A 23646-nucleotide genomic window follows, 5' to 3' on the forward strand; every position below is an offset into this window, starting at 1 on the left:
AATAGAATATTACTTTTATGAAAAATTTGAAATACATTTTGAGCATTGTTTTATTAACAGTGTCCTTTTACATTCAAGCGCAGCAACTCAAAGAAGAAGCTTTCAGCCTCTTAAATCTGGACTATCAGGGTATGCAGGAGGTTAAAGCCGCCTATGCTGCACAAAATTATGACGAAGCTGCCAAAGCACTGTTGAATTATTACCGGCATCGCACGGGAATCTTCCATCCTGATATTGATTTGAAGAACATTCAAATTTCAAAAGAAGAGCAAAAGTGGGCGGATGACGCTTTGGAACATACATTCTTTGTACATAAAGGATATCAACCTTCTTATAATTATGGCAAAGACATCAACTGGCAATATTGGCCGGTGCAAGACAATGAACTACGTTGGCAACTGCATCGCCATAAATGGTTTACTCCTATGGGAAAAGCCTATCGCCTTTCAGGTGATGAGAAATATGCCAAAGAATGGGCATACCAGTATATGGATTGGATTAAGAAGAATCCTTTGACACAGGTGGAACCGGAAGAATATGAACTGGTCAGTGCCGGTGAAGTAAAAGACAATGCGGAGAATGTACGTTTTGCCTGGCGTCCATTGGAAGTCAGCAACCGTTTGCAAGACCAGACCTTGCAGTTCTTGTTGTTTGTCGATTCACCGTCGTTCACTCCAGAATTTTTGACTGAATTTCTAGTGAATTATCATCGCCATGCACTGCACATTCTGAATAATTATTCCGCTCAGGGTAATCACTTGCTTTTTGAAGCTCAGCGCATGGTGTATGCAGGAGCCTTCTTTCCAGAGTTTAAAGAGGCTGCCTCTTGGAGGGAAAGTGGCATCAGCATTCTGAACCGTGAAATCAAAAAGCAAGTTTATCCGGATGGAGGTCAGTACGAGTTGGACCCTCATTATCATTTGGCAGCAATCAATATCTTTTGTAAAGCTTTGCGCATGGCGGATGTTAACGGTTTCCGTCAGGAATTTCCTGCTGAATATGTGAATACGGTAAAGAGCATGATCGAATTCTACTCAAATATTTGCTTCCCTGATTATAGCAATCCTTGTTTCAGCGATGCCAAACTGGGTAATCGTCCGGCAGAAATTAAAAATTATAAGGAGTGGCTCAATATTTTCCCGGATTGTGAATGGATACGCTATTATGCAACCGAAGGACGTGAAGGCACTCCGTTGCCTAATCTGTCTCATGGCGCTTTGACTTCTGGCTTTTTCACTTTCAGAAACGGGTGGAAACAAGATGCTACAGTAATGGTGGTGAAAGCAGGTCCGAAGGGCGAATGGCACTGTCAGCCCGATAACGGAACTTTTGAACTTTGGTTTAATGGCAAGAATCTGTTTCCCGACAGCGGCTCGTATGTGTATGCCGGAGATGATGAAGTGATGAAGCTTCGCAACTGGTTCCGCCAGACTTGCGTTCATAATACACTGACATTGGATGAAAAGAATCTACAAACCACGCAGTCTGTCACTAAACTTTGGAAACCAGAAGGTAATGAACAGATCCTGGTAACGGAAAATCCGCATTATGACGGGCTGAAACACAGGCGTTCCGTATTTTTTGTTGACCAGACGTATTTTGTCATTGTTGATGAGGCAGTTGGAGATGCCAAAGGAACAGTGAACCTGAACTATCATTTCTGCGAAGGAAATGTCAATGTGGATGAAAAGAATAATATACTGACCACCGCTTTTGACGGACCGAACAATGTGAAGCTGCAATGCTTTGCCGAGAAAAAAATCTCTACCAGAGAAAAGGAAGGCTGGAGTTCGATTGCTTATCGTCAACGCGTAGCCCGCACTTCCGTATCATTCGATATAGTCAAGGAAAGTCCGGCCCCGGTACGTTACATCACAGTTATTTATCCGGTGAAGGATACAGCTTCTTTCCCCTATATCAAGGCGAAATACCTGAATAAAGAATTCGATGAAAACGGTGTGAAGATAGAAGTATCTGTCAATGGTAAGAAACGCCAATTAGAGTATCATTTATAAGCGGCAGTGGTTATGAATCGACTATCATTTTTATTTTTGCCCCTCACAGCTATTGGAGTATCTGCTTGTAGTTCAGGTAAACTCAAGGAAGAGGTGAAACGGCCCAATATCATTTTTATGATGACGGACGACCATACTACACAAGCTATGTCGTGCTACGGAGGGCGTCTTCTCCAGACTCCCAACATGGATAGAATTGCCAACGAAGGTATCCGCATGGACAATTGTTATGCGGTCAATGCCCTGTCCGGTCCGTCAAGGGCTTGTATCTTAACGGGCAAATTCAGTCATGTCAACGGATTCACGGACAATGCCAGCACTTTTGACGGCAGTCAGCAGACTTTCCCTAAATTATTGCAGTCAGCAGGCTATCAGACTTCAATCGTTGGTAAGTGGCATTTGATTACAGAGCCTCAGGGATTTGATTATTGGTGTATCCTGACAGGACAGCATGAACAAGGGGATTATTATAATCCTGCTTTCAACGAGAATGGAAAGCAGATTGTAGAACAAGGATACACTACTGATATTATAACAGACAAAGCTATCGAGTATCTGGAGAATAGAGATAAGAGCAAGCCTTTTTGTATGATGTATCATCAGAAAGCGCCACACCGCAACTGGATGCCTGCTCCCCGTCATTTGGGTATGTTCAACAATACGACTTTTCCCCAACCGGCCACATTCTTTGATACCTATGAAGGCAGAGGTTCTGCAGCCAAAGAACAGGATATGTCGATTGAGCATACACTTACGAACGATTGGGACTTGAAATTGCTGACTCGCGAAGAAATGCTGAGAGATACGACCAACCGTTTGTATCAGGTTTATAAACGTATGCCTGCCGATGTACAAGACAAGTGGGATTCCGTCTATGCACAACGCATTTCCGAATATCGCAGCGGCAAACTGCAGGGCAAGGAACTTATAAGTTGGAAATACCAACAATATATGCGCGATTATCTAGCAACGGTAGTGGCTGTGGATGAAAACATCGGACGCATACTCAGCTATCTGGAAAAAAAGGGCGAATTGGATAATACAATCATTATCTACACTTCAGACCAAGGTTTTTTCCTGGGTGAGCATGGATGGTTTGATAAACGCTTTATGTATGAAGAATGTCAACGCATGCCGTTGATAATCCGATATCCGAAAGCAATAAAAGCGGGTAGTATTTCGGATGCAATTGCAATGAATGTGGATTTTGCTCCTACCTTGCTGGACTTTGCGGGAGTGGATATACCAGATGATATTCAAGGTAAATCATTGAAACCTATTCTGACCAATGGAAGCAAGACTCCTGCCGATTGGAGAAAGGCGGCTTATTACCATTATTACGAATATCCGGCAGAACACTCGGTAAAGCGGCATTACGGTATTCGCACGGCTGATTTTAAGCTGATTCACTTCTACAATGATGTGGATGAGTGGGAAATGTATGATTTGAAGAACGACCCGAATGAATTAAATAATATATTCGGCAAATTAGAGTATGCTGATAAGCAAACAGAACTAATGTCGTTACTGAAAGAGGTTCAAAAACAATATAAGGATGAAGATCCTGACGAAAAAGAGAATGAACTGTTCAAAGGTGACAGACGGTTCATAAAGAACTGATGCCTTGCAAGCATGAAATATAGTACATTTATAGGGTTTTGAGCCCCTTTTAATCAATAATAAGACAGTCAGTTTGAAAGAGTTGGTTACTTTCAACAAATAAAAATAAGATTCAAAAATGAAAAAGATATTATTAGGTTTACCTGCCTTTTGTCTGTTGATGTCATGTAACAGTTCCGGACAAACAGCCGTTATAAAAGTCGCTGAAAAAACGATGATGCACGAAGTCCGTGCAACTCCTTCACCGTTGAATGACGCACATGTTGCGGTGAATCCGCCGCGTTTTATGTGGCCGGACAAATTTCCGCATTTAGGTTCCGTTTTAGATGGTGTACCGGGGCAAGTGGACGAAAAGCCGAAAGTACTTTACCGGATTCGTATTTCCCAAGACAAAAATTTCCAAAAGGATGTTCTGACGGGAGAACGTGCCTGGGCTTTCTTCAATCCTTTCCAGTGTCTGGCTCCGGGAAAATGGTATTGGCAACATGCTTATGTTACTCCCGAAGGTAATGAAGAGTGGTCGCCGGTTTATCAGTTCTATATAAATAAAGATACACCGGAGTTTAATCCACCTGCTTTAGAGAAAGTATTGGCGGGTTACCCTTCCCATCATCCCCGTGTATTGTTAGATGCCGATGATTGGGAGGAGATCATAGCAAAAAATAAAAATAATCCGGAAGCTCGGGCATATATAGACAAGGCTGTCCGATGCATCTCGCATCCGTTGAAACATCTTTGGGAGGAGATAGATACAACGAATGTGGTTACATTGACCAACCTTGTACAGCGTAAGTCTGCCCTTATACGGGAAAGCCGTAAGATTGTGGATAGGGAAGAAGCTAACGTAGAAGCATTGGTACGTGCCTACCTATTGACGAAAGATAAAAAATATTATCGGGAAGGTATCGACCGATTGAGCGAAATTCTTTCCTGGCAAGAAAGCAAATACTTTGCAGGCGACTTTAATCTATCCACTTTATTATCTATGAGTACATCTACATATGATGGATTCTATGGCTTGCTGTCTCCTGAAGAGAAACAACTGCTATTGGACAACATTCGCAATATTGGCGATAAGTTCTATAATGAATATGTCAATCATCTGGAGAACCGTATCGCCGACAACCATGTATGGCAGATGACTTTCCGTATTCTGACGATGGCGGCATTCGCTACGGTTGGTGAGATACCGGAAGCATCAGTGTGGACAGATTATTGCTATAATGAATGGATTTCCCGCCTTCCCGGTCTGAACAAAGATGGTGCCTGGCATAACGGAGACGCTTATTTCCATGTAAATATACGCACCTTAATAGAAATTCCGGCCTTCTTCTCACGTATTTCAGGCTTCAATTTCTTTGCTGATCCGTGGTATAACAATAATGCATTATATGTCATCTACCAGCAACCTCCTTTCTCCAAATCCGGAGGTCATGGCAATTCGCATGAGGGACAGCATACTCCGAACGGAGGCCGCGTAGGATATGCTGATGCCATAGCGCGTGAATGTAACAACCCGTGGGCGGCAGCCTATGTACACGAAATCATGCAAGAAGACCCCGATATCTTCTCGAAAGCTTTCGAAACCAAACCGGCGGACCTGACGTGGTATCGTTGTATTACTAAAAAGGAAAGACCTGCTTATAGCATGCGCTTGTCGGATTTACCGGCATGCAAAATCTTCAGTCAAACGGGTACTGCTTTGATGCATACCGACATCGGACACCATACTAACAATGCGATGCTTTCTTTCCGAAGCAGTCCTTACGGTTCTACTTCTCATGCCTTAGCGAATCAGAATGCTTTCAACACCTTCTTTGGCGGTAAAGCCATCTTCTATAGCAGCGGACATCGTACCGGGTTTACAGATGACCACTGCATGTATGCCTATCGGAACACTCGTGCCCATAATTCCATATTGGTAAACGGTATGGGACAAAAGATAGGAACAGAAGGTTATGGTTGGATTCCCCGCTATTACGAAGGTGAAGAAATCTCTTACGTTGTAGGTGATGCTTCCAATGCCTATGGCAAAGTCATTTCTCCGTTATGGCTGGAACGCGGACGTTTGTCCGGCACTCGTTTTACTCCAGAAATGGGTTGGGATGAGAATAAACTGGATTTCTTCCGCAGGCACATTGTCCAATTAGGACGTTCGGGACTATTTGTCATTTATGATGAACTGACAGGTAAGGAACCTGTAAAGTGGAATTATTTACTGCATACGGTAGAACTTCCGATGGAAGTGGTTGAAGAAGGGGGTGGACTGCGTATTTTGGGAAAGAATAAGGTAGACGGAGTATCTGTAGCCCATTTGTTTTCTTCACAAAAGATGACTTACGCACAGACAGATACCTTCTTTGTGGCTGCTGTTGATTGGAAAAAACGACTTGGCAAGACACTCCCTAATCATTACCATTTCACAGCAACCACGTCTCCCAGCAATCAGGTCTGTTTTTTGAATGTGATTGATGTACATGGGAATAACCGTGCTGATGCTGTGGTGGATCGTGAAGGAAATCGCATAACTGTAAAAGAATGGGTTATTGAATGTAATTTAGATGGTGGAGAGAAAGCATTTCTCCGTATAGAAAATAAAAAGAAAGGTGTTTCACTGAACTTTGATTATGATTTGAATAATGGTGCTACGACTATTGTAGATCAAGTCGGTGGTAAGCGTGTGGAAAAGAAACTAGTTGATACCTTACCGGATTTAGAGATATAGAAAGCATTTCTCATATTCTCATTAATTCACATAAACATCAGATAATCAAACAAATATCTTATGAGAAATACTTTTCAATACGGTATTTCTCATAAGATATTCTCTATTTTAGCTTAAATTTCAGCTTATTCTCATAACATTTCAGGGTATTTCTCATAGTCAGCCTACCCTCTCTTCCCTTTTCTTGGTTGAAGATAAGCAGTATTTCCGATTGTATTCACATATATAAATTTAGCAGTTCCTATTGCCAGTCTATTATTTAATGATTTGTCCTCCCGTATTATCCTCAATCCATCCAGCCTACTTACCTTTTGTGACAAGTCCCCATTAAACAAACGTTATACAGCTGTTATACTTCCATTATCCCATAACCATTTGTCCATTAACGTGCCGATATCACTAACTTCCCACGGCCGTGGTAGCTTCTTCCCACAGCCATGACGAGATCCTACCACAGCCGTGGGAAGATCTCGTCACGACCGTGACGAATTAAAGATACCGATACTTTAATGTAACTATACCGGTATCCCAACATAACTATACCGGCTACTCTTCCTATAAAGTCCCACTTGATTAATCTTAAAACAAGGCACTTGACAAGAAATCAAGGCTGACAATAAAAGTGCAGATGTTTTACTGTCAGCCTATTATCAGCACCTATTGTCAGGCAGTATAAAATTGATATTCAAGCACTTGAATGTCATCCTGACAGATTGACAATAAAAAGAGTACAAATCGCTAAGTATTAGCCTAAACAAAATAAGATGATTGCTCATTTCTGCATCTTTGTGGACCAATTCTGTTTTATTCTTTTGATTCTTATACACAGCTTTTTTAACGGGCATTTATAACAACTACCCCGTCCTAATTCAAGTTCTATTTCTAAATCCCGTGTCCGTTCGTTTAGCTCTATCCACATGCCCCGTAATGCATCCCGCTGTGATTTGGCTTCCCTGTACATTTCGAGTTCCTTGTCGCGTGCCCCTAAGAGAAAAGCATATGCCGAACACACTTCAGATTTACTGATGCAAAGCTGCTCCAAGACTTTCACGTATTCCGGGCTAATTCCTTTCTCCCTAATCTTTAGGAATCCACGGAGACTCTGATCGTTTACGACGGTTCTGTAATCCTTGAAATATGACATGATTACCTGCATATCCACCCAAAGTTGGATATACTCTTTTTCGATACCGTATTTCTTGGCCGCTTCTTCTATGCTAATCCATTCTGACATAGTGTTCGTTTTTTTATGTGTGATACAATGAAAGAGGGATACTCTTTTTATTATATTAGCACAACGGGCATCTACGCTTCCTGCAGTCCGGTGGCGGGGATTGGTCAGGTTATATTGGGGTATTATGAATAAACCGACCGGATACAAGAAAGGCGCAGATGCTGTTGCACCATTATCCGTCTATGAGGCTTAGCAATACCCTTCGGAAGATAATGATAACAACAGACACCCACGCCAATCGTTTATATATAACACATCTCTGACGGATATGTTGATATACACCGTTCGCGTGGAGTATCTGCTGAATCACCTCTCTCCTTTAAAACTGCTAATTTTCATAGACGAGAGATAATACGCTTTTACTCCAATAAGAAATAAAACCACTTTCCACCAGTTCCATCACGCTGATGGGCGGAAAGCGTGTGACAAAGATAAATGATTTATTTGGAATATATTGGAAATAAGGCAATAAATACAAGAAGTTTTGCACTGAATGTTTATAAAATCAATGCCTTTGTGGGCATGTTCCACCATATCTAGCAGTTTTGATATGATACCAATGGCATTTGTATTTTGTATCCATTCTTTTGCGCTAAGGCAATAACTGTTCAATCCCACTTTTAATTATGTCGGATTCTACACAATTAAAAGTGGGATTGTTCAGCTTCTCCCAGATACCAAGAAATTCTACAGTGTTTCGATTCCTAAGCCAATTCGGGAAGAAGAATACAAAGGTAAGTACCTTATAATAGAAACAGACAAAAGAAAAACAATTCCGTTAATAAGCTCTCAACCCATAATCGAATCTCATCTTCTTGCTATCTTTCACTTCGATTTTCAACAGATTGCTCCCTTTCCGCAAGTAACGGCTGTAGTCACTGATATTGTATTGATTATATTGCCTGGTCTGCTTTGCTTCCTGCGCAAAGACTTCCACTCCATTCAACCACACTTTTGCTTCTCCGGCAACATTGAGCCACAAAGACAGGTGATTGAAGCCCTTATCTACATTAAAAGTTGCTTCAGATACTATTGTGGAACGAGGGGAACATTCGAAAGGCAAAGAAGTCATTTTCAGTTCCTGACCGTTCACACCGACAAGGCGGGTATTCTTGCTTCCATTCTGACTGTCCGCAATCAAAGTAACCGCATTCACGGGGGTGATTTCATACAAACGGTTGTGCATCAGGTGCAATAAGCCTTCCGGTATTTTAGTCACTTTCCGGTCATAAGTAATCAAGCCGTTCACTTCCCCTTCCACATCGGTGGTTTGTGTATAGACTGCCGCACTCAATCCCTGGGCAATCAGCGTTTCCAAATCATATAACAGGCGACCGTAGCTATCAATCAATGCCATTGCCCCGTCGATATTCTTATACCCCCAGTTTCTCATATTCGGATTCCAGATATGCTCCTTGATCGCCCAGCCATAACCGCCGAACTCTCCCAATACGGAAATACGGTTACCGTTATTCTCCGGCAGAATCATGGAAGTGACAGGATAATTATGTACGTCGTACATATCACCTACGCCTCTATCCGTCCACCCGGTCACCCCGTTTATCAGACGTGTATCGTCGTACTTAATCACTTTATTCACGATTTCCACCGTATTGTGCTGTCCCCATCCTTCATTGAATACAACCCAGGTAGTGATACAAGGATAAAAACGGAGACGGTCAATCATCTCGAACATTTCTTTTTGCCATTGGCGGGTATGTTCTTCGGGAGCATTCCAATCGGCAGTAGCCGACGGATTAACGTGTTCCTCTTTCTTCCTTGATGTAGCAAAACCGGATACCATATCCTGCCACATCATCAGACCGAGAGAATCGGCGTAATAATAATATTGTTCCGGTTCTACCTTGATGTGTTTACGGATCATATTAAATCCCATCTTCTTCAACTGCACCATGTCCCACAGCATCGCTTCCTCGGAAGGAGGAGTCAGCAATCCGTCGGGCCACCAGCCTTGATCGAGCGGACCGTATTGGAAGATGGGTTGATTATTCAGGCAAATGCGGTTATATCCGCACTCATCCTTCCGTACATCTACCTTTCTCAAAGCAAAGTAACTCTTTACCTGATCTAAAACACGCCCTCCATTGGATAAGGAAATATTCAGATGATACAGTTTCGGAGATTCGGGAGACCATAAAGCAGCATCCGGAACATCTATCTCAATCGCATCACGCAACTTCTGTTCCACCGTCCTGATTACTTTACCATCATCCAATACTTCTATTTTTACCTCTTCATTGCCTTTAGCTCCGGCTATGTCGAAATTCAGTTTTACAGACTTCTTCTCAATATCAGTGGAAGGAAGCACCTGACGGATATAAGTTTTATCTACCGCTTCCAGCCAGACTGTCTGCCAAATACCCGATACGGGAGTATACCAAATCCCTTCCTGATTGAGTTGCTGTTTGCCACGGGAAATAGATTCCGTATCTGTCGGATCGGTTACAGCTACCTCAATGCTTTGAGGCCCGCTTTTCTTCAAAAACCTAGTAATATCAAACGAGAACGGATTATTCCCTCCTTTATGCGTGCCGGCCAACCGGTTATTCACCCACACCTGACATTCATAATCCACTGCTCCGAAATGCAGGATAGTAGATTTATTCTTCCAGGAAGGATTTAGTGTGAACTCACGTTGATACCATAGTTTATCCGTAGGAAGAAATGTTTTCTGCACTCCGGACAGTGACGATTCAATCGCAAACGGAACAAGGATTTCCCCCTCAAAGGAAACATCCTTCCGGGGCGTGTTCTGATCCGTTACGGCATATTTCCACAATCCGTTCAGATTGATCCATTCTGCCCGTTGCAATTGCGGTCTGGGATAACTTTGCCACACATTTTCCGGCGTCACCTGTTCAGCCCATACTGTTTTGATTTTGTCTCCTTTAGGCTCCCATGCATGGGCAAACACCTGCGACATGGCTCCTAAAGCCAGAGTAAACAAGATTCTCTTATCCATAAGCGTTAGCGGGTTTTATATTCTTTAAAATCTTTCCGTCGATTCTTATTGTAGGTATTCCACATTTTCTGGAAATACAGGACATCGCTCTTGTCTGCCCATTCGAAATAGGCCGTTTCCAGTTCTTTTGCCATTTCAGGATATTTGCCGATCAGGTTGTGCTGCTCGGTACGGTCTTCCTTGATATTGTACAATTCCCATTCATCTCCCTTAAAATTGGCCGAAACCAGCTTCCAGTCACCTTTACGCACCATGCGGTTGCCTTCATGTTCCGCATAGATATACCTTTCGGGCATCTTCTTTCCTTTCACAATCGGGAGGATGGATTTACCTGCCGTGGGCAGAATCGCTCTTCCCTGATATTCTTTCGGATAAGTGGCTCCTGCCAGTTCCACACAAGTAGACATGATATCGGAGAATTGTGCAGGCTGATGATCCAGTCCGCCTTTATTCTTCACATGATTGCCCCAGGAAATGATACATGGGGTTGAGATACCTCCTTCGTGAGCATAATGTTTATACAGCGTGAACGGCGTGCAACAAACATTCGCCCAGCCTGTGCCGTAATGATGATAAGTTCCGGGCAAGCCCATCTGGTCGAGTTCGGCTCCCGTATGCGTATGATATTCGACTCCGGTCTGTTTGTCGAAACCAAATTCATGCCATTCGGCACAAGCTCCGTTATCAGACATAAACATGATAAATGTATTGTCCAGCTCACCGTTCTTTTTCAACTCATCCACTACCCGTCCGATATTCGCGTCCATGACATCCACCATCGCTGCAAAGATAGACATACGGCGTGCCAAGTCGGTCTGCTGATCTTTCGTCAATGAGTCCCATGCCGGCAACGGATGCGTTTCATCTTCAAACAGACTTTCGGGAACCACGCCGCGCGGACTAAGTTCCGGTTTGCCTTGCATCAGTTTCAGGTCAACAATCCGTTTCCAACGTGCGTCACGAATCTTGTCCCATCCCTGCATATAGAGAGACATATATTTATCAGTCACTTCTTTCGGTGCGTGCAAAGGAAAATGGGGAGCATTATAAGCCAGATACAGGAACAGCGGTTTCTTTTCCTGATGTGCCTGGTCGATGAAGTCAATCGCATAATCCGTTATCACATTCGTTGCATAGAAAGCCCCTTCTTCATAGTGTCTGGGGGTACGGTCTTTCGGCAAACGGGTATATACCGCCGGATTCCAGAAAGAATTGAATCCGCCCAGCAACCCGTAATACTCTTGAAAACCACGAAGAACAGGATTCGACTTGTTCCCCAAATGCCACTTTCCCGACATAGCCGTAAAATATCCGGCATCTTTCAAGACTTCCGCAATCGTGACATTATCCGAATTGGAACGGAATCCCGAATATCCCTTCGGCCATGCAGGGTGACTGCCGTCCATGTGTCCCAGTCCTGTTTGATGGGGATAAAGTCCCGTCAACAGGTTGGCACGGGACGGGCAACTGCGTGCACTATTGTACATTTGTGTCATACGGACGCCATTCTCCGCCAGTTTATCCAATACCGGTGTATGAATCTCACCACCGAAGCAACCGAGATCAGAAAATCCCAAGTCATCAGCCAGTATAATTATAATATTCGGCTTGTCCTGCGCATAAGCCATCGGAACCAGAGCCAGACTGCCTGCTATCAATAAAGAAGTTTTCATTTGGTTTTATAATTAAAGTTGGGTTTGAATTTACCATTCTCATAGATCATCGGAATCAATCCGGGACGGCACGTCACTTTATACTCTGCCGCCTGTGCCCCGCGTGGATTGAAGAACATGGTAGCCCACCAGTTTCCAGCCTTATCCTGAAAAAGATTGTTGTGTCCTCCTCCCGTGATGGCATTGTAGCGCTCACTATACGGCCCATACACATTATCGGCTGTCGATATGATACAGTCATAACTATAACGTGTTTTCGGCGAAGTCACTCCCTTCTTTTCGATATAGGTATCTCCCTCTGCCGTACGGTGCGACCATATTGCTTGTACCAGATGATACTTGTTATCGTATTTGAAAATAAATGCTCCCTCAATATACGGTTCCGGATCGTATTTCTTCTCTTTCAACGTTTTCAGTTCCTCGGCCAATCCGCTCATATCCGGTTTCATACGGGCGATATAATGGTTGTGCCCGACAAAATAAACTGTGCCGTCCGTATCTTCAAACAAACTTCCGTCGATGTTCGGGAAGATGGCTTTCTCTTTGTTGCCTTCGATATTCTCGTACGGTCCTTCCGGTTTTCCGGTCTTACTGCGCAAAATAAAAGAACCTCTCCCGCCTGCCGACTCATTCATGCAGGCAACGATAAACCAGTTCTTCGCGCTTTTGATATAATGCATTTCCGGAGCCCACACTGCATGAAAGCGGTTGTCCATCGGATCACCGTTGATGGATTTTTTCTGATATTTCTCTCCTGCTTTATATACTTTCGGCTTCTTTTGCCAGGTGCCGTCTTTTTCCATCGACCAAATTTGTCCCATAGCTTCCCACGACTTCATATCTTTGGAACGCCACAGGTACAAACCGTCATTCCAGTCCCAGCAATGTTTCTGTCCCGGAAAATGACGATCGGGGGTAGAGGTAGTTCCTGTGATATAATAATAACCGTCAGGTCCCAGCGTAGCCCAAGTGTCCCTCATCCAATAATCAAATGCCGGCTTTACAGATTTCGGAACACGTAGTTCCGGAGCGTTTGTATTTGCCGTTCCATATAACTGCGCTGATGCTGTACAGATGGAAATAAATCCTGTAAGCAAGATCAATCCTAATCGTCCAATCAATTTCATATATTCCTGTTTTATGTTTACGTATTCTTCCTATTTAAGATAGTTAAATGGGTTCTGTTTAAAATGATAGCGTCTTTGCGGAAGAGGTAGTGGGTCCTGCAAACGTAATTCCCATGCCAGCAACCGGGTCAGAAGTTCCGTTTGAATTTCGCTATATTTCTTCTCACCAAACAGATTATGAACTTCCGAAGGGTCTTTCTTCAAGTTGTAAAGTTCACCGTTTCCATAATGATTCATCACCAGTTTCCAGTCATCCTTTCTTATCATGCGTGAAGTGCCGCTTTGCGTCCAGGTGTTCAGTTCGTCAAAGTGGGCTATCTTGCCGGGAGTCAATGCGCCTTCCTGTTCGAAAGTCAGGGAAGCGTCCAGTCCGACGTCAGCCCCGCCGAAGCCTTGTTGAACCACTATACTGGAGAATTCTTCTTGGGGATAAGCCTTCCCGGTCAACATCGGCCACAAGCTACGTCCCTGAACGCCTGCCGGTATTTCGGCACCGATGGCAGAGCAGAAGGTGGGGAAAAGGTCGGCTATCGACACGTGGCTATCCATAGGTGCAGGCTGATTCTTGATCTGATAGCCCGCCCATACCATCGGAATACGTGCCAGGCTCTCGGAAAGTCCGGCTCCTTTACGGATTAATCCGTATTCTCCCCAATAATCACCGTGGTCGGAGAGTACAACAAAGATGGTATTTTCATATTGTCCGCCGGCTTTCAATGATTCGATCAATCTTTTGATCTGATCGTCTATCAACCGGATCATTCCGATATAGTTGGCACGGATTCGGGGCAGGTCCTGTTCCAGATTGAGGCAGGATGCATCTTCCAGTTCTGCCAGAATACGGTATTTCTCTCCTTTCTTTGCCAAATCCTTGCGCGATGTCTTCAATACGGGAAGTTTGTCTGGTGAGAACATGGAGTAATAGGGTTCGCATACCTGATAAGGGTTGTGGGGTTCCGGGAAAGATACCCATACGAAGAAAGGATTTTCTTTCTGCTTCTCAATCCATGCCAGTGCTTCGTTCACGATTTTGGTGGGATGCTGCTCTTCCAGGGAGATTGGAGAGGGTTCGAGCCATTGCCCTCTGGCTTGCTGATTCAGGAAACGGGCAGTTTCTTTCTCGGCGGGAGTCGCCTTTTTGTTCTTTCCCCAGTGTCCGTATTCAGACCAGAAGTCCAGGTCGGCAGGTTTCAGGTAAGCATGATTCTTGCCGACCAATGCTGTCTGATATCCGTTTTCTTTCAATACTCCTACCAAATCCTGTTGATAGAAGATGTCGGGGATATTGTGGTTCGTACGTACGTGAGTGGCAGAAGGGAAACGTCCGGTGAACATGGAGCAACGGGCGGGGGAACTGGCAGGCATCACGGTATATGCCTTGTTGAACCATACATTCTCCTGTGCTAGTTGGTCTACATAAGGAGTCACGTCAAGAGGGAACCCCTCTCTGCCGCAGAGATCGGCACGCTGCTGGTCGGTCATGATAACCACAATATTCGGTTTACCGTTCTGCGCTGTGACCGACAGAGGCAATCCCTGTATAGCTAGTCCTGTGATACAAAAGAGTGTATTTTTCATATTTGCTTATTTTAATCTTATAGTCTTTTATTCAAAACGGTGTACAATCATGGAACCGACTTCATATCATGTCCCATCGTCACAAAAATTTTCTGCATACCTTCCATATCCTTAATCGCCGCATCCGGACACACATCAAACGTGTGATCCTTTTTCTGACTTTTAGAGTTTCACCTTGCAAATGTGGTCTTTTCTACCCAAGAAAAACAGAAAAATAGTATTTAATACCTGCAATCATGTATAAAAATCAGTTGTCGGGCAACAAACTGAACATTAGTACTGTCCGTTTGAACAATCCTACGACCGTCCAAAACAAAAAAAGACGTATCTTTGGTCGTGAAAATTAATCAGAAAAGCCATGAGAACCACATCACTTAAAATCATCCTCTTATTTAGTCTCGTGCTCTTAAACATAAACCTGTCTACGGGACAGATACAATATACCAACATACGTTTCAAACAGTTAAGTATAACCGAAGGACTTCCGCATAACACCATTAATGCAATCACACAGGACAATCACGGATTCATCTGGTTTGGTACACGCAACGGCTTGTGCCGGTTTGACGGTTATAATATCAACCTGTTCGCACACAATGAAGCCGACAGTACCTCACTCTGCCATGACTTCATCACCCGTCTGTACAATGACTCACTCCGCAACGTTCTATGGATCTCTACCGATCAGGGCATCTGCAGCTATGACTACCGGACGGAAGATTTTACCCGTTACCGGATCAAAGGGAACACCAAAGATGATGTTTGTTTCCTGAACACCAGCGACGGTATGCTCCTGGCGGCCTGCAGCAACGGACTCTACCGTTACAATGAACAGGACAGCCTGTTCGTCCCTTTCCTGCTCAATGAAGAGAAGCCCCATGTGAGATACCTCGCAGAGGACGGAGACAAAACCCTGTGGATAGATACCAACAAAGGACTGATGCGATACAGTCTGGAAAAGAAACAATTCGTTTCCCTCCCTACTCTCATCCAGCCTTTTGCACAACAATGTAACAATGCTGTCCTGATCTCGTCCAACCAGCTTTTGTTGAATACTAATAGTGATTTCTTCGTCTACCACATACAAAGCAACACCCTATGTAACCTCTCGAAAGACCTCGAAGTGAAAGATTTCCGGTGTGCGTCAACCGACTATACCGGAAATATATGGGTAGGAACGGAGTACGGCATCTTCGTGTTCAACAAACTCTACCAACTGATTGCGCACTACGAACAATCCGAACGGGATTTAAGTGCCCTGAACGATTCGCCCATTTACAGTCTTTATCAGGACAAGGCACATAATATGTGGGTGGGAACCTATTTCGGAGGAGTCAACTATTATATATTCGGCTCCGACCAATTCCAGATATATCCTTACGGAAGCAGTTTCAACCATTTGAGCGGAAAAGCTGTCCGCCAGATTATCAATGCTCCGGACAACGGCCTGTACATCGCTACGGAGGATGGCGGATTGAATTACCTGAACAGTAAAAAAGAGATTACCCGCGCCGAACGGCTTCACAAACAGATGCAAATCTACGCCAAGAACATACACTCTCTATGGCTCGACAAAGATAACAGCCTATGGCTCGGACTGTTCCTGAAAGGAGCTCTTCACTATATACCGCATCTGAACCGTACGGTGAACTATAATCTATTGTCGGAAGAGGTCTCGTCCGGCTTCTGCATCATCGAAGACAAAAACGACCACGTTTGGTACGGAGGTCCTTCAGGCTTGTTCCTGATCGACAAGAAAAAAATCAATGCCCGTCCGGAAAAGGTCTCACCGCTGCGCGTCTTCAATCTGGTACAATTCAATGACAGCATACTTTGGGCAGGAACCCGAAAAGGCAGTATGTTCCAGATAAACACCCGTACACTGAAAGTTACCTCGCTCCCTATCTTACCACACACCGATCTCTATGTAACCTATATCTACCCCGATTCGCACCAACGGATATGGATAGGGACAGACAACAACGGGCTTTATGTATCAGACCGCAACGGCAGCATCATCGCTTTTTACAGCAAAGAACAGTTGGGTTCCAACGCCATTAAAGGTATCATTGAGGATGAAATGAGTAATATCTGGGTAGGAACCGGAAACGGACTCTGCTGTATCAATCCCCAAACAAAAAATATAGACCGGTATACCACTGCCGACGGATTGCCCATCAACCAGTTCAACTACTCCTCCGCCTGCAAGAAACCTGACGGAGAACTGTATTTCGGAACCATCAACGGCATGATTTCTTTTTATCCGGAACAGGTACGCTCCGTCAATCCCCATTTCAACATTGCCCTGACTGCTATATGGAGCAACAGCGAATATATGTCACCCAATAATGAAAAGGCGTCCATCCCTTCCTCCATCTCCGAGCTGACAGAGATTACCCTGACACACGACCAGGCCCAATCCCTGCGTCTCGAATATTCCGGACTGAATTATCAATACACCTACAACACCCAATATGCCATGAAAATGGAAGGTATCGACAAAGACTGGCAGTTTGTAGGCAACCAGCATCAGGTACGTTTCTCAAACCTGCCTTCAGGAAGGTATATCTTAAAGATCAAAGCCAGCAAAGACGGCATCCACTGGGATGAAACGGGACAAAAAGACCTTGCCATCAGAATCCTTCCTCCCTGGTGGCTCTCATCGGGAGCATACCTTGCCTATGCGCTACTCTCCCTGTTAATCATTTACGCCGCATACAGATATACCAAAACACGTATCATCCTGCTCATGCGACTGAAAACAGAGCATGAACAGCGTGTCAACATAGAAAACATGAACCAACAAAAGATCAATTTCTTCACATACATCTCCCATGACCTGAAAACACCGCTAACCCTGATTCTGTCACCTCTTCAACGGTTGATCCAGCAGCCACAGATCAACAACAACGACAAAGAGAAGCTGGAAGTCATCTACCGCAATGCCAACCGGATGAATTATCTGATTAACGAATTACTGACGTTCAGTAAAATCGAAATGAAGCAGATGCATATCAGCGTCCGCAAAGGAGACATCATGCATTTTCTGGAAGAGTTGTCTCACATCTTCGACATCGTAGCCGGAGAACGGGAAATAGACTTTATTGTCAATCTGGAAGACACCGAAGAGGAAGTATGGTTCTCGCCTTCCAAACTGGAACGGATTCTTTATAACTTGCTCTCGAACGCATTTAAATACACACAACCGGGAGGATATGTCAAGTTGAGCGCCAAACTGATAAAAGAAGAAAAAGAGACATTTGTGCAAATCTCCGTGAAAGACAGTGGTAGAGGCATCCCTAAGGAAGCCCAAGAACAAATATTCGAAAGCTACTACCAGGTAGAGAAGCGTGACCACCGCGAGGGATTCGGACTAGGACTGTCGCTCACCCGTTCGCTCATCCACATGCACAAAGGGGAAATACGGGTAGAGAGCGAAGTCAACAAAGGTTCGGACTTTATCGTCACCCTGAACGTATCGGAGGATGCCTACGCACCCGACGAACGCTCTTCCGAAAACATCACGACCGAAGAAATACAAAAATACAACCAGCGAATCAAGGAAACAATCGAACTCATCCCCGAAAAGCTGACCAACAAAGAGAAAGACTCCAGCAGAGAATCTATCATGATTGTGGAGGATAATAAAGAAATGAATGATTACCTCGCCAGTATATTCGGCGAGAAATACGACATCATACGTGCCTACAACGGAGCGGAAGCCTGCAAGAAGATAGCCAGACAACTGCCGAATCTGATTATATCGGACTTAATGATGCCGGTGATGGACGGACTGGAATTCACGGAACGCGTCAAGCAAGATGTAACGACCAGTCATATCCCCGTCATCCTCCTGACTGCCAAGACGGATGAAAACGACCATACAGAAGGCTATCTGCGGGGAGCGGACGCCTATATCACCAAACCTTTCAACGCCAAGAACCTGGAGTTGCTGGTACAGAATATCCAGAAGAGCCGGAAGCAGAATATCGAGCACTTTAAACAGGCGGAGGAACTGAACATCAAGCAAATCACCAATAATCCACGGGATGAGGTGTTTATGAAAGAACTGGTAGAACTGATTATGGCGAACCTCACCAAGGAAGATTTTGGAGTAACTGAAATCACAGCCCATCTCCGCATCAGCCGTAGTCTGCTGCACATGAAACTGAAATCACTCACGGGATGCTCCATCACACAGTTTATACGTACCATCAAGATGAAGGAAGCCAAAACCCATTTACTGAACGGCATGAATGTTTCCGAAGCTTCATTCGCTGTCGGTATATCAGACCCGAACTACTTTACAAAATGTTTCAAAAAGGAATTTAATATCACTCCGACAGAGTTTCTCAAGCAATTGAAGTAATTCGCTGGAACTGGCACTTGTAAATCTCCTTATACTCTACAAAGTTTGAAAAAGAATATGTAACTTTGTAGTAATTATGAGTGAAAGTCAGAATATTGAATATAAGGAATCGTGGAGAGACGAATATCTAAAGTGGATTTGTGGTTTTGCAAATGCACAAGGTGGGCGTATCTATATCGGTATAGACGATAACCAACAAGTGGTTGGTGTAGCAGACACCAAACGACTAATGGAAGACATTCCTAATAAGATTGTTAACTACCTGGGCATTGTAGCTGATGTAAATCTTTTGCATAAAGAGGGTAAAGACTACATCGAGATTGCCGTGCAACCGTGTAATTTGCCTATCGCTTATCACGGTATATATCATTATCGCAGCGGTTCTACCAAACAGGAGTTGAAAGGTGCAGCCTTGCAACAGTTTTTGCTTCGCAAAATGGGGCATTCGTGGGATGATATTGAAAACGAAAGAGCTACATTGGATGACATCGACCGCCAAGCTATTGATTTCTTTTTGCGTAAAGCCGTCGATGCCGGACGTATGCCAGTAGATTCATTGAATGAAACTACGGAAAAAGTACTCTCTAATCTGAATCTTATCGGTGGGGAAGGTAAGTTGCGCAATGCTGCTTTACTTCTATTCGGCAAAAATCCTGCAAAGTTTTTCACCAGTGTACAATTTCGTATTGGGAGGTTTGGTCGTGATGAAGCCGACCTGATGTTTCAAGATGTAGTGGATGGAAATATCATTCAGATGACCGATCGCGTGATAGAAGTATTGAAATCCAAGTATCTCATTTCACCTGTCCATTATGAAGGATTGCAGCGCATTGAACCTTTAGAAATTCCAGAAGATGCATTGCGGGAGAGTTTATTCAATAGTATTGTGCATAAGTTGTACACGGGAGTACATATACAAATGAAAGTGTATAATGACCGCATCCGCCTTTGGAATCCGGGGACACTTCCCGAAGGTATGACTATCGAACAATTATTAGGTGACCACGCTTCACAACCCCGGAATCGCCTTATCGCCGAAACTTTTTACCGTGCTGGATTTATTGAATCATGGGGACGAGGTATTCATAAAATTTATGAGGGTATGACGAAAGCAGGGCTCCGCAAACCGGAGTTTATAAATGAAGCCGGTGGCGTTACACTTATCATATATAGACCTAACAGAATTAAGAACGATGACCCTTTAAATGATCCTTTAAATGACCCTTTAAATGACCCTTTAAAACTATCATCATTAGAGAAAGATATATTAAAATTGATAGTAAAAGATAATCAGTCAACATATGATAATTTAGCCATATCTTTATCTGTTTCCAGTGCTACGATCAAGAGAGCATTCCGCAACTTAAAAGTGAATGGCTGCATTATTCGAAAAGGCTCGAAAAAGATAGGTTATTGGATGATAACAGAAAAAGGAAAATCTATTCTAAAGTAGAGTCGTAAGCTAATTTAAGCGATATAAATTTAACAGAATGTCTAAAAATATCACCGGTAATCAGCCTGCAACATCGTTGATTCAGCTAATTACCGGTGACAGATAGACACCTATAATCGACTAATACCTATTCTACCATTCCTGGAAGCGTAAATCGGCTTCCGGATTCTGACGACGAATCAATTCTTCATTGACTTGATAAGTAACGCCGCCTTTCGTGTATTTATAAGAAAGCGTAAACTTAGGTTGTTTCCCTACAAATTCCAGTGATTCGGCTGCAGGATCTAATGTGGCGGATGCATCTGCGATAGCGACACTTCCCCCGGCCTCGATAGTCACACTTCCATCTGAATTGACTGTCAGATTCACCGATTCATTGTTTTCCAACGTTTGTCCGAAGCCCGGTCTGCGTACCTTGTTCCTGCCTAATGAAACAAAGTCGCGGGTCATATTCTGACTCAAATCCTTGTTATTGTATTCAGTCACCTGCTGGGTGGATAAGTTGGTAACTTTCCCTTTTACAAAGTAGGTGCCGTGATACTGGCTGACGAACTTGACAACTACAATACTGTAATCCTTCAAATTGCCATTCACGTCGGTACTTACTTCATCCTGATTGTGATCGACCAACCGGAAAGGGATGGCATAGTGTTTATCCAAAGCGGCATCATCGTTATAAAAAGCATCGGAGAAAGTCACTTTCACATCTGCGATTGCCAGGTTCGGGTTGCTGATCGTCATCTTGTTCGGCTCAGCCAACTGATAATAGTTTTCCGGCATTAGTGTCAAGCCCGTACCATCCAATAAAGACGGATCGATCTCGAACGTAGCCCAATCATCGGTATGCACTTCTCTTTTGCCGCCAATGGCCACTCCTACCTTTATCGACATATCTGTGTCGGCTACCAGTGTCCGCAAAGGTTTCTGCGAAGCAAAGTACACCGTACTCTTATCGTAGTCCTTTTCATAATCATCGTAACAAGCAGTCATCAGAACGCTTATCAGCCCTATCCATAATATATTTAGTTTCTTCATTGTAAATAAGTATTTATATCAACCACATGTTATTCCCAACCCTGATTATTAATTAGATTCTTATTCTTTTCCAGCTCTGAATATGGCAGTGGAGTGAAATAGTTTTTCACTTCATATTTCCGTTGCTCCACCTTCTGTACTTTGAAGCTGAATGTACCGTCTTCATTGCGGGTGACGGCAACTCCTTCCACCTCTTCGTTCAACGGCAATACCCAGCGCCGCATATCAAAATAGCGATGATTCTCGAAAGCAAACTCCAAGCGGCGTTCATTCTGAATCAGCTTTCTGAACGAATCCTTACTTTGAGCTACTTCATCCAGATAAAGATCAAAGTTAATGCCTCCTGCCTGCAAACGGATCGTTTTCATTATTTCATAAGCAGAATACAGACATCCCTCCCCTTTCACCGTCGGGTTGCCCCATGCCTCATTGGCAGCTTCGGCAAAGTTAAGAAGAACTTCCGATTTCCGTAATAAAGGATTGTAATGAACCGAACTTAACGTCTGGATCGGATTCAGCATAGCCGATTTCTTGGATACGAATTTAGCCAGGTAATAACCGGAACGTGTAGCATTCTCACTAAACGACGGAGAATCTTTTCCACCCTCGGACATATCCAGTGACTGACCGGAATCACCAAATGTAGCACTGTGGTAATAAACATTCAATGCAAAACGATTATCCAGTATGGCATAAAGCTGCATCATATCAAAGTCTGGATCAGACAAGTCGATACCCGAACGGACGTCAGTTGCCGGATAACCGTTCTTCGTATAAAAAGCCTTTACCAGATTATGAGAAGGAGTGGCACGGGCACTTCCATAATAGAACGGCGGGAAATGAAAACCTTCCAGCAGGTTATTATTAAAATACCTGCGGAAAGCATAATCGGAACTTTCCGTCTGGACATCGGCTATGGAAGAAGCCGTGACAGGAACAAAAGTACCGAAACCTTCCATACCCAGAATCTTATTAATCTCTTTAGCTACCGCTTCCCATCTTGCCTGATAAACTGTAGGGTTCAGTATTTCGAATTGTCCCATACCGGTAATCTTCGTCACGTCATCATCCTGCATGGCTGGGCTGGCGCTATATAAAAGCGCACGGCTTTTCAGAACAGCCGCAGCAGCTTTCGTGGCACGCCCGATTTGTGTATTACCAAACTCCAGGTCATCTCCCTGATATGCGTTCGGCAACAGTTCGATGGCATTATTCAAATCGTTTACAATAAAATTGACTGTTGCCTGATATGTAGGACGGAGGAACTCACCATTCTGCGCAGCTTCTTCCTGCGAGATAAAATGATCTGCCAACGGAATACCCAATGCTTTTCCGTTCTTACCCTTTCCACCGTACATCTTCAATAGTTCGAAATGCCACCATGCACGCAGGAAATACGATTCACCTTTCAGACGTAACTTGATTTGCTTGTCCACTTCCGGATCGGTACGGTTGTACTGCACCTGGTCGGTCAAGCCGTTTTCGAGGAAAGAGTTTACATAATTCAGCATGTTGTATGCATTGCTCCAGTTTCCAATCGGATTGTTAAACGCTGTCATACCGCCCATGCTTAATTTATAGACAGAAGAGCTACGCAAATTGGTCATTGCATTATCAGTAGCACAATCCAGAAAGTTATCTTCGAAGCAATCCGGACGGTTGGCTATGCCATTATAAGCTTTATATAGTACGCCTTGAGCAAGCTCCGGAACTCTCCATGTATCGGAGTCTCCGATCTGCCACGTCACCTTGGTATCCAATGTGTCGTCACAAGCACAAAAGAGAAACAGACCTGCTAAAACGCAACTTCCTAATATATGTTTCATATTGCCAT

The 23646-nt window shown here is 43.9% G+C and carries 12 protein-coding genes and 1 pseudogene; 5 read left to right on the forward strand and 8 right to left on the reverse strand.

Going from position 1 to position 23646, the window contains the following annotated elements:
- The first annotated feature begins 17 nt into the window (after window positions 1-17).
- From hepC to AB3G73_RS16555, 3 genes are all read left to right on the forward strand, one after another.
- Complete coding sequence (hepC, locus tag AB3G73_RS16545) at window positions 18-2015, forward strand: heparin-sulfate lyase HepC (RefSeq protein ID WP_148367776.1); 1998 nt, start codon at window positions 18-20, stop codon at window positions 2013-2015.
- 12 nt (window positions 2016-2027) lie between these two features.
- Complete coding sequence (locus tag AB3G73_RS16550) at window positions 2028-3635, forward strand: sulfatase (protein WP_148367777.1); 1608 nt, start codon at window positions 2028-2030, stop codon at window positions 3633-3635.
- Window positions 3636-3753: 118 nt separating this feature from the next.
- Window positions 3754-6360, forward strand: a complete 2607-nt coding sequence (locus tag AB3G73_RS16555) for a DUF4962 domain-containing protein (RefSeq protein WP_195648731.1) — start codon at window positions 3754-3756, stop codon at window positions 6358-6360.
- Window positions 6361-7132: 772 nt separating this feature from the next.
- Here AB3G73_RS16555 and AB3G73_RS16560 read toward each other — a convergent pair.
- The 6 genes and pseudogenes from AB3G73_RS16560 to AB3G73_RS16585 all read right to left on the reverse strand — a co-directional run bounded on the left by AB3G73_RS16560 (window position 7133) and on the right by AB3G73_RS16585 (window position 14955).
- Window positions 7133-7594: a hypothetical protein gene (locus tag AB3G73_RS16560; protein WP_148367780.1), complete on the reverse strand. Its 462-nt coding sequence runs from the start codon at window positions 7592-7594 to the stop codon at window positions 7133-7135.
- Window positions 7595-8117: 523 nt separating this feature from the next.
- Window positions 8118-8309 (reverse strand): annotated as a pseudogene (locus tag AB3G73_RS16565) (KilA-N domain-containing protein); the annotation flags it as partial.
- Between the two features lie 63 nt (window positions 8310-8372).
- A complete protein-coding gene (locus tag AB3G73_RS16570) occupies window positions 8373-10577 on the reverse strand; it encodes a glycoside hydrolase family 2 protein (protein WP_234131804.1) in 2205 nt (734 codons plus the stop codon).
- 5 nt (window positions 10578-10582) lie between these two features.
- Entirely contained in the window at window positions 10583-12250 is a 1668-nt protein-coding gene (locus AB3G73_RS16575) for an arylsulfatase (RefSeq protein ID WP_167511915.1), read from the reverse strand.
- The gene (locus tag AB3G73_RS16580; RefSeq protein ID WP_148367782.1) at window positions 12247-13377 is read right to left on the reverse strand and encodes a family 43 glycosylhydrolase; all 1131 of its coding nucleotides are present in this window, start codon (window positions 13375-13377) and stop codon (window positions 12247-12249) included. The genes AB3G73_RS16575 and AB3G73_RS16580 overlap by 4 nt, the downstream gene beginning before the upstream one ends.
- A gap of 30 nt (window positions 13378-13407) precedes the next feature.
- Entirely contained in the window at window positions 13408-14955 is a 1548-nt protein-coding gene (locus tag AB3G73_RS16585) for a sulfatase (RefSeq protein ID WP_258978818.1), read from the reverse strand.
- Window positions 14956-15313: 358 nt separating this feature from the next.
- Here AB3G73_RS16585 and AB3G73_RS16590 point away from each other — a divergent pair, with 358 nt between their 5' ends.
- Window positions 15314-19324 (forward strand): hybrid sensor histidine kinase/response regulator transcription factor, encoded by a 4011-nt coding sequence (locus AB3G73_RS16590; protein WP_217720800.1) that lies wholly within the window; start codon window positions 15314-15316, stop codon window positions 19322-19324.
- Window positions 19325-19400: 76 nt separating this feature from the next.
- Window positions 19401-20777, forward strand: a complete 1377-nt coding sequence (locus tag AB3G73_RS16595) for an ATP-binding protein (protein WP_195648727.1) — start codon at window positions 19401-19403, stop codon at window positions 20775-20777.
- Between the two features lie 132 nt (window positions 20778-20909).
- Here AB3G73_RS16595 and AB3G73_RS16600 read toward each other — a convergent pair whose 3' ends face one another.
- Both AB3G73_RS16600 and AB3G73_RS16605 read right to left on the reverse strand, forming a co-directional pair.
- Window positions 20910-21812, reverse strand: a complete 903-nt coding sequence (locus AB3G73_RS16600; RefSeq protein WP_367745246.1) for a DUF1735 domain-containing protein — start codon at window positions 21810-21812, stop codon at window positions 20910-20912.
- Between the two features lie 29 nt (window positions 21813-21841).
- Window positions 21842-23638, reverse strand: coding sequence for a RagB/SusD family nutrient uptake outer membrane protein (locus AB3G73_RS16605; RefSeq protein ID WP_148367787.1), 1797 nt, complete (start codon window positions 23636-23638; stop codon window positions 21842-21844).
- Between the last annotated feature and the right edge of the window lie 8 nt (window positions 23639-23646).

It is taken from the genome of Bacteroides sp. L008 (assembly GCF_040812255.1).
Lineage (GTDB): Bacteria > Bacteroidota > Bacteroidia > Bacteroidales > Bacteroidaceae > Bacteroides > Bacteroides vicugnae.